This is a genomic window from Kitasatospora sp. SolWspMP-SS2h (assembly GCF_003259315.1).
Taxonomy (GTDB): domain Bacteria; phylum Actinomycetota; class Actinomycetes; order Streptomycetales; family Streptomycetaceae; genus Kitasatospora; species Kitasatospora fiedleri.
In genome coordinates this window covers 1-12,384 of record NZ_QLLT01000029.1, presented here as the reverse complement: position 1 = coordinate 12,384, position 12,384 = coordinate 1, and the positions used below count along the sequence as shown (strand labels likewise).

Sequence of the window (12,384 nt, the reverse complement as noted above, 5' to 3'; positions counted from 1 at the left end):
TGAACCGTCGGCGACCGCCGGCGGCTCCCGGCGCGGGACGGACCGCCCGGGAGGCGTCGTGGTGCTGCGGTTCCGGCTCGGGCTGGCCGACCTGGCCGCCACCTACTTCGCCTGCTCGCCGCTCCAGGAGGCGGTGCTCAGCCTGCGGATGTGGACCCACCCGGGGCAGTACCCGCACGGCGCGGCGTTCGAGGCGATGCGCCCGGCCTTCGAGGCGCTGCCGCAGGCGCCGCTGCTGCGCGCCCTGGTGGCGGGCAACAAGTACGTGCCGGACTTCCTGACGCCCCGTCCGGCCGTCCCGTTCCCGGAGTTCCGGGCCGAGCTGGCGGTGGTCCGGGCCTTCGACCCGACCCGGCTGGCCGACGAGCTGGCGGCGACCTTCCTCCCGCACCACCGGGCGCTGCCGCCGCTGCTGGCCGAGCGCGCCGACCGGCCCGCCGCGCTGATCGCCGAGGTCGCCGACGCCCTCCAGGCGTACTGGACGCACGTCCTGGAGCCCGCCTGGTGGCCGCGGGCCCGCTCGGTGCTGCGCGCCGACATCGTGCACCGCTCCCGGGTGCTGGCCGAGCGCGGCGCGGCAGGGCTGTTCGCCGACCTCGACGCCCGGCTGCGCTGGTCGGACGGGGTGCTGGCGATCGACCGGAACTGGGGCGTCGGCGACCTGGACATCGCGGTGGACCGGCGCGGCCTGGCCCTGCTGCCGACCTGCTTCGCGCGCGGCGCGATCACCGCGATCGGCCCGGACCTCACGCCGTCGATCACCTACGTGTCCCGCGGCCAGGGCACCCTGACCGGCCCGCCCGACCCGCCGCCCGCCCCGCGCGCCCTGGAGCAGCTGCTCGGCGCGCCCAAGGCCCGGCTGCTGGCCCTGCTGCGCGAACCGACCGCCACCACCGAACTCGCCCGCCGCCTGGGCGTCACCCCCGGCGCGGTCAGCCAGCACCTGGCCGTCCTGCACGCCACCCGCCTGGTCACCCGGGCCCGGCACGGCCGCCTGGTGCTCTACGCCCGCAGCCCGCTGGCCGAACAGCTCCTGGGCCCGTGACCGGGCGGATCAGGGCCGCAGGTGCCTGAGGGTGAAGCCGGGCTCGGCGTAGCGGCCGCCCTGGACGCCGGTCGGACCGGCCGGAAGGGGCCCGGGGACCTCGGCGGCGCGGGCTTCGGCGTCGTCGACGGGGACGTAGGCCAGCTCCGCCAGGTCGGGGAGCTCCCAGAAGCGGCGGGTGTTGGCGGAGACGGCGTACGCCGTGACGAAGCGGGTGGCGGGCGGTGCGGTCAGGGCGGCCCGGATGTATCCGAGGGCGTCGCGCGGGCTCAGCCAGGTCGCCAGGTGCCGGGGCTCGGTGGGTCCGGGCTCGAAGCTGCCGATCCGCAGGCAGATCACCGACAGGCCGAACTTGTCGGCGTACAACCGGCCGAGCGCCTCGACGGCCACCTTGCTCACCCCGTAGAGGCCGTCGGGGCGGACCGGCTCCCGGGGGCCGGTGAGGTGTCCGGCGGGGTGGAAGCCGGTCACCCGGTTGCTGCTCGCCAGCACCACCCGCCCGGCACCCGTGCGCCGCGCCGCCTCCAGGACGTGGTGGGTGCCCAGCACGTTGGCCTCCAGCAGGTCCGGGAGGGGGGCCTCGTCGGGCACGCCGCCCAGGTGGAGCACCCGGTCGACCCCCGCCAGGGCCGACTCCACCGCGGGGGCGTCCCGCAGGTCCACCGTGCGCACGTCCTCGTTCCCGGCCTCCGGGCGGAGCGGTACGCGGTCGAGCAGCACCAGGCGGTCCGCCTCGGGCCGCAGCGCCGCGCGCACCATCGAACCGATCGTGCCCGCCGCTCCGGTCACCGCCACCGTTCCCAGACCCACCGCGCTCCCCGTCCGTCGGTTCTCCCGCCCATCATCGCGCCGATCGATCGGCTCCTCAAGGAGGACGGCGCCCTCCCCGGGGGGCGCCCGCCCGGCAGGACGCCGGCACCGCCCCGCCCTCCACGGATCGGGGAACTGACGGTACGTCAACCTCCTTCCGGTATAGACCTGTTGACGAGTTGGTCCAGTCCACCTACCCTCCTGAGTGCCGCTCCCGGCACCCCTGTACGGAATCCCCCACACCAGACAGGGAGTACCGATGCACGTCCGCTCCAGGCCACGGCTCAGGGCCCGCCTGCTGGCCCTGCTCGCCGCGCTCGCACTGCCGCTCGCCCTGCTCGCCGCCACCCCCGCGCACGCCGCGGCCAAACTGACCGCCGCCTTCACCGGCGACGACTACGGGTCCTGGTGGAAGGGCACCTTCGTCGTCAAGAACCCCAACGCGACCGCCGTCACCGGCTGGACGCTGGAGTTCGACCTGCCCGCCGGCGTCACCATGACGGGCACCTACAACGGCACCTCCACCACCACCGGCCGCCACGTGGTCGCCACCAACGCCTACTACAACGCGACGGTGCCCGCGAACGGCTCGACCGAGCCCTACAGCTTCTGGTTCATCGGCAACGGCCCGATCACCGCCCCGCTCGACTGCCGCGTCAACGGCGACAAGTGCGACGGCACCCCGGACGTGCCGCCGACCGCGCCGGGCGCCCCGACCCTGGTCGACGCCACCGCGCACACCCTCGCGCTGAGCTGGCCGGCCGCGGCCGGGGGCGACTTCCCGGTCGCCTCGTACGACGTGCTGAACGGCCCGGTGGTGCTCGGCACCGCCACCGGCACCGCCACCACGCTGACCGGCCTGACCCCGGCCACCGCGTACGGCCTCACCGTCCGGGCCCGGGACACCCGCGGCAACACCGGCCCGGTCAGCGCCGTGCTGAGCGCCGCCACCGTCGACCCGGCCACCGACACCGTGCCGCCGACCGCGCCCGGCAACCCGCGCTCCACCGGCGTCACCAGCACCGGCGTCACGCTGGCCTGGGACGCCGCCACCGACAACAGGCGGGTCGCCGCGTACGACGTCTACCAGGACGGCACCCTGGTGCAGACCGTCACCGCCACCTCGGCCACCGTCGGGCAGCTCTCCCCCGCCACCCCGTACGCCTTCACGGTCCGGGCCCGGGACGCCGCCGACAACGCCTCGCCCGCCTCCACCACCCTGAACGTCACCACCGGCGACCTCGCCGGGCCCGGCAGGTACTCCCGGGTCGGCTACTTCGTGCAGTGGGGCATCTACGGCCGCCAGTACTTCGTCAAGAACCTCGACACCTCCGGCAGCGCCGCCAAGCTCGACGTGGTCAACTACGCCTTCGAGAACATCGACCCGGTCAACCTGACCTGCCTGGCCGGCGTCACCAAGGGCACCACCGCCGACCCGGAGGACCCGGACCAGGGCACCGGCGCCGGGGACGCCGACGCCGACTACGCCCGCCCGATGAGCGCCGCCCAGTCCGTGGACGGCGTCGCCGACGACGGCTGGTCGCCGCTGCGCGGCAACCTCAACCAGCTGAAGAAGCTCAAGGCGAAGCACCCGAACCTGAAGGTCGTGGTCTCGCTCGGCGGCTGGACGTACTCCAAGTACTTCTCGGACGCCGCCGCCACCGACGCCTCCCGCAAGAAGCTGGTCTCCTCCTGCATCGACATCTGGATCAAGGGCAACCTGCCCGCCTACAACGGCGCGGGCGGCCCCGGCACGGCCGCCGGCGTCTTCGACGGCATCGACCTCGACTGGGAGTGGCCCGGCTCCCCCGACGGCCACCCCGGCAACCACCACTCCGCCGCCGACAAGCAGAACCTGACCCTGCTGCTGGCCGAGTTCCGCCGCCAGCTCGACGCCCTCGGCGGCCCGCACAGGCTGCTGACCGCCTTCACCCCCGCCGACCCGGCCAAGATCGGCCAGGGCTGGGACCTCACGCAGATCTTCCGGTCCCTCGACATCGCCAACGTCCAGGGCTACGACTTCCACGGCTCCGGCAGCGACAACTCGTGGGAGCCGAACCGGACCGGCCAGCAGGCCAACCTGTACGCCGACCCCAACGACCCGTACCCGTTCCACTTCTCGGTCGAGAACGCCGTCGACACCTACCTGGCGGCGGGCGTCAACCCGCGCAAGCTCACCATCGGCTTCCCGTTCTACGGCCGCGGCTGGCAGAACGTCACCGACGGCGGCGCGCACGGCGCCTGGCAGGCCGCCGGCGGCGCCGCGCCCGGCCAGTTCGCCGAGGAGGCCGGCACCCGCGGCTACCAGAACCTGATCACCTCGGTGCCCGGCCTGACGGTCTACCACGACCCGGTCTCGGTCTCCACCTACGGCTACACCGGCAACGGCGGCCAGTGGTGGACCTTCGACGACACCTGGTCGATCGCCCGGAAGACCGCCTGGCTGAAGTCGAAGAACCTGCTGGGCGCGATGGTCTGGGAGATGTCCGGCGACACCCCCTCCGGCACCCTGATCAACGCCCTGGACGCCGGCCTGAGGTGACCCCCGGAACGCGGGCGCGGCGGCCCCCCGAACCCCGACCCCCGCGCCCGTCGGCAGGGCCCGCCCGGGAGGGAACCTCCTCCCGGGCGGGCCCGACCCGCCGTCGGACCACCGCCTACCGGCTACCGCCCCGCGACCGAGGCCAGCTTGCGCGCCGCCCGGTGGTCCCGCATCAGCTGCGCGAACGTCGTGTGCCCCTGGGTGGTCCGGGCGAACGCCCGCCACGCCGGGGTGATCAGCGACACCGCCGCGTGGAACAGGTAGGGGCGCTTCTCGAACGAGGCCAGCATCACCTTGCCCGCCCGCATCTCCACGCCCAGCCCGGCCTTGATCGCGAACGCGTAGTTCAGCGCCTGCCGCCGCACGTCCGCCGCGCCGCCCGCCTCGGCCACCTGCACCGCCCACTCGCCGGCCAGCCGGCCCGAGCGCAGCGCGTACGAGATGCCCTCCCGGGTCCACGGCTCCAGCAGCCCGGCCGCGTCGCCCGCGACCAGCACCCGGCCGCGCGAGAGCGGCGAGTCCTCGGCCCGGCAGCGCGTCAGGTGCCCGGACTCCACCAGCGGTTCGAACCCGGACAGGCCCAGTCGGCGGACGTAGTCGGCCAGGTACTCCTTGGTCCGCTCGCCCTCGCCGCGCGCCGAGATCACCCCGACCGTCAGCGTCCCGGAGTCGGTCTTCGGGAAGACCCAGCCGTAACTGCCCGGCAGCGGGCCCCAGTCCAGGTGGATGCGGCCCGCCCAGTGCCGCGACACCGACTCGGGGACGGGGATCTCCGCCTCCAGGCCCAGGTCGATCTGGTCGAAGGTGACGCCGACGTGCCGGCCGATCCGGCTCGCCGAACCGTCCGCGCCGACCACCGCCCGCGCCTCCACCTTCCGCCCGTCCGCGAGCGTCACGAACACCGTGCGGCTGTCGCCGCCGCTCTGCTCGACCCCGGTCGCGGTCACCCCGGTCACCAGCACCGCGCCGGCCTGCTCGGCGGCCTGCACCAGGCGCAGGTCGAACTCGTCCCGGTTGACCACGCCGAACAGCATCCGCTTCGAACGCCTGGTCCGGGTCCACCGGCCGTTCAGCGCGAAGGTCACCGCCGAGATCCGGTCCTGCAACGGCAGCTTGAAGTCCTCCGGCAGCGAGTCCCGGGACGGGCCGATGATGCCGCCGCCGCAGGTCTTGTACCGGGGGTGCTCCGCCTTGTCGAGCAGCAGCACCCGCCGCCCCCGGGAGGCCGCCGCGTACGCCGCCGAGGAGCCCGCCGGGCCCGCGCCGACCACCACGACGTCCCACACCCCGTCGGGTAGCGCCGACGCCTCCCGCTCCTCCTGCTCGTCCCGCCCGTCCTGCGGGTCCCCCCGGTCCTGCGGGTCCGCGGCCGCGAACTCCTCCGACGCCCCGTCACCGGCGTCGTCGGCGAGGGCCGCGACCGGCTCGACGGGGTCCAGGTCCTTGGTGCTACCGGTGTCAGTCACGGTCGCCCATCCTAATCTGCCCGCCTTCCGCCGCGGTCCGCACCCGCCCCCGCGTGTGCGACTCCGCCTTCCCAGGTCAAGGGGTTGCCAACCCCGCACCGAACCGCTTCAGTGACCCGCATGCCCCACATCGACCTCCCGGCCGGCCAGCCCGGCATGCGCGCCCTGCTCCTCGCCAGGCCCGCCGCCGGCCGCCACCTGAGCGAACTCGCCGAACAACTCCTGCGCGGCGACTCCCCGCTGAGCGTCGGCGAACGCGAACTGATCGCCGCCCACGTCTCCGCCCTCAACCGCACCCGCTACTGCGCCGGCGCCCACGGCGCGACCGCCGCACACCGCCTCGACGGCGACTTCGCCCTGGTCGAAGCCGTCCAGCGCGACCTCGACACCGCCCCCGTCACCGACCTCCAGCGCGCCCTGCTCCGACTCGCCGGCAAGGTCGCCGAGAGCGGACTGTCCGTCACCCCCGAGGACATCGCCACCGCCCGGGCCGCCGGCGCCGACGACGACACCATCCACGACACCGTCCTGATCGCCGCCGCCTTCTGCATGTACAACCGCTACGTCGACGGCCTCGCCACCCCCGCCCCCGAGAACCCCGCCGCCTACCACGCCATCGGCGCCCACCTCGCCACCAACGGCTACCTCTAGCACCGGACGGACGGAACCGACGCCGGAGCCCGCGGACCGGGCACGCGGGGACGGGCCCCGGCGCGGCAGCGGGCCACCGCCGACCCCCGCCGGGGCCCTGCGGCTCCCCACGTCCCCGGTCCGCGGGCTCCGGCCCGGCCCGCCCGCACCACCCGGGGCGGGGAGCCCCGGCACCGACGGGCCGAGCCCACCGACCCCGCCCCGCCCCGGCCACGCGCCGACCCGCCGCCGAGTCCCGCCCCCGCATCCCGCCGCCGCCCGCGGGGCGGAGGTGCGAAGGCGGGGCCCGGCGCGGCGACAGCGGCCCGAGGCCCGGCCGACCGCCGCCAGGGCCCCGCCACGGCCCGAACCCCCGGCCGTCCTACTCCGGTTCGGACTCCCGGGCTCCTCCGCACAGTCCGAGTACGGCCGCGCCGACCGCCAGGCCGGTGCCCGCGCCGAAGCAGGTCTCGGCGATGACGCCGCGTTCGCCGCGCAGGACGCGTTCGGCCGCCCCCGCCAGGGTGGCTGCGGCGAGCAGGGCCGCCGGGCCCTTGCGGCTCTCCCGCCAGGGTCCGGCGTACCGGGCGAGGACGGCCAGGCCGGCCAGTGAGGTGCCGTACTGGAGGGCGGTGTAGAGCGGCACGCCCGCGACCCGGCGTTCCAGGACCGGGAGGGCCCGGACGCCGGCCCGGCCGTGGTGGGTGAAGGAGTCCCAGACCAGGTGGGTGGTCGCGCCTGCGGCCAACGCCCCGGCGGTCAGCAGGAGTTCACCGGCGTCCGGCCGGCCCTCGGGGGCCACCCGGTTCCAGCGTCCGGGCACGGCCGCCCGCAGCGGCTGGCGCCACAGGCCGTACCAGCCGGCCACCAGCCCGGCGCCGACCGCCACGTCGAGGGTCGGGGCGGCCCACCAGCGGTGCGTCAACGCGCCGTGCCGGTAGACGCCCCGGACGAGGGACTCGGCGAAGAACGGCACGTCGGGCGCCAGCGAACCGGCGACCAGCCCGGCGGCGACCAGCGCGCCCTTGCGCTGCGCGGCCCGCAGGCCGGGCAGGACGGCGGCGGCGTGGCTCAGGGTGAACGGCATCCCCCCATCCTGCCCGCCGACACCTCGGACCCGCCGCCCCGGACCCGCCGCCGTCCGGTCACCGCCGCCCGGTCACCGCATCCCGCTCACCGCGCCGGGGCCGCCCCCGTCGCGGCGGGCCGCCCGCCCTCCAGGTAGCGCAGTTCGCCGACCGCCCGGGCCTCCAGCGCGGCGGTCAGCCGCCGCATCCGCCCGGCGGGCAGCATCTCGGCGGCCTCCCGGAGGGTCGCGAAGTGCCAGTCGCGCAGTTCCCCGGCGGGCAGCCGCAGCCGCAGCACCTGGGAGGGGCCGAGCCGGCCGCCGTCGTAGACCAGCCGCAGGCCGCCGCGTCCGCGCCCGGCGCCGGGCTCCCAGTCGACGGCGAGCAGCCGCAGTTCCTCCGGGTGCAGCCGCAGGCCGAGTTCCTCGGCGACCTCCCGGATGCCGGCCGCGGTCGGCGCCTCCCCCCGCTCGACGACGCCGCCGGGGAACTCCCAGTGCGGCTTGTAGGCGGGGTCGACCAGCAGCACCCGGTCCCGGTCGTCGAAGAGCAGGACCGCCGCGGCGACGGTGTCCCCGTCGCCGCCCTCGCTGCGCACGATCGGGCAGCGCGCGGCGCCGCTGCGCACCAGGTCGGCGACCCGTTCGGCGGTCTGCCGGGGCGTCAGCACCCCGTTGTCGACCATCCGGGCGTCCCCGGCCAGCCAGCCACGGGCGGTGAGGTAGGCGGGCAGCGCCTCGCGGGCGCGGCGGCGGAGCCGGGCGGTGGCCTCCGGGTCGCCGGGGACGTCCTCGCGGGTGGCGATCCGGGCCCGCAGGATCGTTTCGACGGGGTCGAGGACGACGTGGTGGACGGGGATGCCGCGCCCGGCCAGCGAGCCGAAGATCTCGTCGCGGTGCTCCTGCCGCAGCAGGGTGGCGGGGACGACGACCGGTCCGTCGGCCTCGGCGGCCAGCGCGGCGGCGGTCTCGGCGGTCAGGTGCCGCCAGGCGGGCGAGTCCTGGAGCTCCCCCGGTTCGGCGCCCGGCCGGGCGGCCCGCAGGACCGGCCCGAGGGTGTCCGGGTCGAACAGCAGGCTCCCCGGCAGCAGTCCGACCAGCTCGCGGCAGACACTCGTCTTGCCCGCCCCGAACGCCCCGTTGATCCAGACGATCACAGCATCCCCTGCCCCTCCGTGGTACCGGCCCGGCGGTGCGCCGGGCAGCGCGGGGCACCGGCCTCCGCGCCACCCCTGTGGTACCCACTCCCCGCCCTCCTGAAAGGGCGGGGGGCGGGTCACCGTCCCTCGTCCAGGAGTTGCTTCTTGAGCACCTTGCCCATCGCGTTGCGCGGCAGGTCGTCGACCAGCACCACCCGCCGGGGCCGCTTGTGGACGGACAGCCGCCGCGCCACGAAGTCGATCAGCTCGCGCTCGCCGACCGAGCCGACCGCACCGCCCGAACCACCCGCACCGCCGACCGAACCACCCGCACCGCCCGCGCCGTCCGCACGGCCCGCGCCGCCGTCCGCCACGACCACGTACGCGACCACCGCCTGCCCGAGGTCCGGGTCGGGGACGCCGACCACGGCGGCGTCCGCCACGCCGGGGTGGTCACGCAGCGCGGCCTCGACCTCGCCGGCGCCGATCCGGTAGCCGCCGCTCTTGATCAGGTCGACGGAGGCGCGGCCGACGATCCGGTGGAAGCCGTCGGGCCCGATCACGGCGACGTCCCCGGTGCGGAACCAGCCGTCGGCGGTGCGGGCGGCGGCGGTCGCCTCGGGGCGGCCGAGGTAGCCGTCGAACAGCGTCGGCCCCTGGACCTGGAGTTCGCCGACGCTCTCCCCGTCGGAGGGCACCGGCCGCCCGTCCTCGCCGACCAGCCGGGTGCGCACCCCGGCCACCGGCACGCCGACCGCGCCGGGGCGGCGCTCGCCGTCGGCCCGGGTGGCGACGGTGATCAGCGTCTCGGTCATGCCGTAGCGCTCGGCGGGGGCCTGCCCGGTGAGGTCCCGCAGCCGCTCGAAGACCGGCACCGGCAGCGGCGCGCTGCCGGACACCAGCAGCCGGGCGGCGGCCAGTTCGCGGGCGGCGGCGGGCTCGGCGGCGATCCGCGACCACACGGTGGGGACGCCGAAGTACAGGCTGCCGCGGGCGGCCGCGTACCCGGCCGGGGTGGGCCGGCCGGTGTGGACGAGCCGGCTGCCGGTGCGCAGCGCGCCGAGCACGCCGAGCACCAGGCCGTGCACGTGGAACAGCGGCAGGCCGTGGACGAGGGTGTCGTCGGCGTCCCACCGCCAGGCGTCGGCGAGCGCGTCGAGCCCGGCGGCGAGCGCCCGGTGCGGGAGCAGCGCGCCCTTGGGGGCGCCGGTGGTGCCGGAGGTGTACAGCACCAGGGCGGTCCGGTCGCCGTCCTCGGCCGCGGGCCGCCAGCCGCCGCCCGGGCGGTCCGCCAGCGAGACCGGGAGGGGCGTCAACCCGTCGGCGTCCTCGGGCAGTCCGGTGCCGGCCAGCAGGGCGGCGCCGCTGTCGCGCAGGATGTGGGCGCGCTCCAGCGGGCCGGAGTCGGGCGGCACCGGCACCACCGGCACGCCCGCGAGCAGGCCTCCGACCACCGCCGCGACCGTCTCGGCGGTCGGCCGGGCCAGCACGGCCAGGCCGGGCGCCCCGGCGGTGCGTTCGGCCACCGCCCCGGCGGCGCCCAGCAGTTGTTCCCGGGACAGGGCGGTCCCGTCCACCACCAGGGCGTCCGCCCGGTCCCCGTACCCGCCGTCGAGTGCTGTCAGCAGTCCCATGCCGCCCGACTCTACGAGCCCGGCCCGCCCGTGCGCAGCGGCGCCCCGCGCGCCGCCCCCGAGCTGGGGCGTTACCGAACCCGGCCGCGCCCTTTACCGAATCCGGTGGCCGGGCGGGGCCATCGGGGCGGCCCGCTCGGGCTATGGAAGGGGCCGTCCGCTGCCGATGGGATGGGGGCCGCCCCGGCCGGACCCGGCCCGGGTCCCTTCTCCGCTGGGAGTCTCCTTGGGCATGCACCCCGCCACCGCGGGCACCCGACGCTCCACCGTGCTGCGGGCCGCCGCGCTGCTCGCCGTCGGGGCCACCGCCCTGACCGGCGCGACCGCCACCGCGCAGTCCGCCGCCCGCCCGCCGGTCTTCAAGCTGCGCCCCGCCTCGGCCGGGCGGATCGACGCGGTCGGCCGGGTCGCGCCGATATCGACCTCGGACTGCGTGACGCAGATCGGCATCCACTGCTACTCGCCGCTGCAGTACCGCACCGCGTACCGCCTGGACCCGCTGTACCGGCAGGGCGTGACGGGCAAGGGCCGCACCATCGTGATCGTGGACTCCTTCGGCTCGCCGACCATCCAGCACGACCTGGAGGTGTTCGACCGGCAGTGGGGCATCCCGGACACCCGGGTCGAGGTGGTCAAGTGGGGCAACGTCCCGGTCTTCGACCCGACCAACGAGGACCACACCGGCTGGGCGGGCGAGAGCACCCTGGACGTCGAGTACGCGCACGCGATCGCCCCCGACGCGCACATCGTGCTGGTGGAGACCGGTGTCGCGGAGACCGAGGGCGTCACCGGCCTGCCCGAGATGATGGACGCCGAGAAGGCCGTCATGAAGTCGCACGACGTGGACGTGATCTCGCAGAGCTTCGGCGCGACCGAGAACACCTTCCCGGGCTACGACAAGGGCGACTTCAAGTCGATCCAGAAGCTGCGCTACGCCTTCGAGTCGGCGGCCGCCCAGAACGTCACGGTGCTGGCCGCCTCCGGCGACAACGGCGCCACCGACGCGATGGACAACGGCAGCGACCTGTACCCGTACAAGGTCAACTCCTGGCCGTCCGCGGACCCGCTGGTCACCTCGGTCGGCGGCACCCAGCTGACCCTGGACGACAGCGGCAACCGCACCGCCCCCGACCGGGTCTGGCACGACGACTACGGCGCGGCGGGCGGCGGCGTCTCCGGCGTCTTCGCCCGCCCCTGGTACCAGGCCGCCGTGGCGGGCACCACCGGCAACCACCGCGGCACCCCGGACATCTCGATGAGCGCGGCGGTGGACGGCGCGGCCTGGACGTACGAGTCGTACGACCCGACGGCGGTCGGCTGGCACCTGGTCGGCGGCACCAGCGAGGCGACCCCGGTCTTCTCCGGCATCGTCGCGCTGGCCGCCCAGCTGGCGGGCCACCGCCTGGGCCAGCTCAACCCGCGCCTGTACGGGCTGGCCCTGCTGCCCTCGCAGCTCAGCGGCATCACCGACGTCACCGCGGGCGACAACTCCTGGGACGCGGTGACGGGTTACCAGGCCAAGAAGGGCTACGACCTGGCCTCCGGCCTGGGCACCGTCGACGGCGACCGCTTCGTGCGCTCCCTCGCGGGCCGCTGACCCGCCCGGACGACGGAGGGCGGGGTCCCCGCGGGGACCGCGCCCTCCGGCTCGCGGCGGGATCAGCCCTTGCGGGACTTGACCTCGTCGGTGAGTTGGGGGAGGACGGTGAAGAGGTCTCCGATGACGCCGTAGTCGACGAGTTCGAAGATGGGGGCTTCGGGGTCCTTGTTGACGGCGACGATGGTCTTGCTGGTCTGCATGCCGGCGCGGTGCTGGATGGCGCCGGAGATGCCGGCGGCGACGTAGAGCTGGGGGGAGACCTGCTTGCCGGTCTGGCCGACCTGGCTGCTGTGGGGGTACCAGCCGGCGTCGACGGCGGCGCGGGAGGCGCCGACGGCGGCGCCGAGGGCGTCGGCGAGGTCCTCGACGACGGAGAAGCCGTCGGCGGCGCCGACGCCGCGGCCGCCGGAGACGACGATGGCGGCCTCGGTGAGTTCGGGGCGGCCGGTGGA

At 75.9% G+C, this 12,384-nt stretch carries 10 protein-coding genes; 4 read left to right on the top strand and 6 right to left on the bottom strand.

Annotation, left to right across the window (positions count from 1 at the left end):
- The first annotated feature begins 58 nt into the window (after positions 1–58).
- A complete protein-coding gene (locus K353_RS28225; protein ID WP_233533878.1) occupies positions 59–1,045 on the top strand; it encodes a helix-turn-helix transcriptional regulator in 987 nt (328 codons plus the stop codon).
- A gap of 9 nt (positions 1,046–1,054) precedes the next feature.
- On the opposite strand, the gene K353_RS36975 is transcribed toward K353_RS28225, so the two are convergent.
- On the bottom strand, positions 1,055–1,855 hold the full coding sequence (locus tag K353_RS36975) for an NAD(P)-dependent oxidoreductase (RefSeq protein ID WP_199528273.1): 801 nt from the start codon (positions 1,853–1,855) through the stop codon (positions 1,055–1,057).
- A 259-nt stretch (positions 1,856–2,114) separates the two neighbouring features.
- Here K353_RS36975 and K353_RS28215 point away from each other — a divergent pair, with 259 nt between their 5' ends.
- Positions 2,115–4,397: a glycosyl hydrolase family 18 protein gene (locus tag K353_RS28215; RefSeq protein WP_111556335.1), complete on the top strand. Its 2,283-nt coding sequence runs from the start codon at positions 2,115–2,117 to the stop codon at positions 4,395–4,397.
- A 122-nt stretch (positions 4,398–4,519) separates the two neighbouring features.
- On the opposite strand, the gene K353_RS28210 is transcribed toward K353_RS28215, so the two are convergent.
- Entirely contained in the window at positions 4,520–5,863 is a 1,344-nt protein-coding gene (locus tag K353_RS28210) for a geranylgeranyl reductase family protein (RefSeq protein WP_111556334.1), read from the bottom strand.
- Positions 5,864–5,983: 120 nt separating this feature from the next.
- On the opposite strand from K353_RS28210, the gene K353_RS28205 reads away from it, so the two are divergent.
- Positions 5,984–6,514 (top strand): carboxymuconolactone decarboxylase family protein, encoded by a 531-nt coding sequence (locus K353_RS28205; protein WP_111556385.1) that lies wholly within the window; start codon positions 5,984–5,986, stop codon positions 6,512–6,514.
- Between the two features lie 361 nt (positions 6,515–6,875).
- Here K353_RS28205 and K353_RS28200 read toward each other — a convergent pair whose 3' ends face one another.
- The 3 genes from K353_RS28200 to K353_RS28190 form a co-directional block, all read right to left on the bottom strand.
- Positions 6,876–7,580, bottom strand: a complete 705-nt coding sequence (locus tag K353_RS28200; protein WP_111556333.1) for a DUF4184 family protein — start codon at positions 7,578–7,580, stop codon at positions 6,876–6,878.
- Between the two features lie 86 nt (positions 7,581–7,666).
- A complete protein-coding gene (locus K353_RS28195; RefSeq protein WP_111556332.1) occupies positions 7,667–8,716 on the bottom strand; it encodes an NUDIX hydrolase in 1,050 nt (349 codons plus the stop codon).
- 119 nt (positions 8,717–8,835) lie between these two features.
- Positions 8,836–10,332 (bottom strand): AMP-binding protein, encoded by a 1,497-nt coding sequence (locus tag K353_RS28190; RefSeq protein ID WP_111556331.1) that lies wholly within the window; start codon positions 10,330–10,332, stop codon positions 8,836–8,838.
- Between the two features lie 232 nt (positions 10,333–10,564).
- Between K353_RS28190 and K353_RS28185 the strand changes: the two genes are divergently transcribed.
- Entirely contained in the window at positions 10,565–11,929 is a 1,365-nt protein-coding gene (locus K353_RS28185; RefSeq protein WP_370447673.1) for a S8 family serine peptidase, read from the top strand.
- Between the two features lie 62 nt (positions 11,930–11,991).
- On the opposite strand, the gene K353_RS28180 is transcribed toward K353_RS28185, so the two are convergent.
- On the bottom strand, positions 11,992–12,384 hold a 393-nt coding region (locus tag K353_RS28180), incomplete at its 5' end, for an electron transfer flavoprotein subunit alpha/FixB family protein (RefSeq protein ID WP_146616589.1).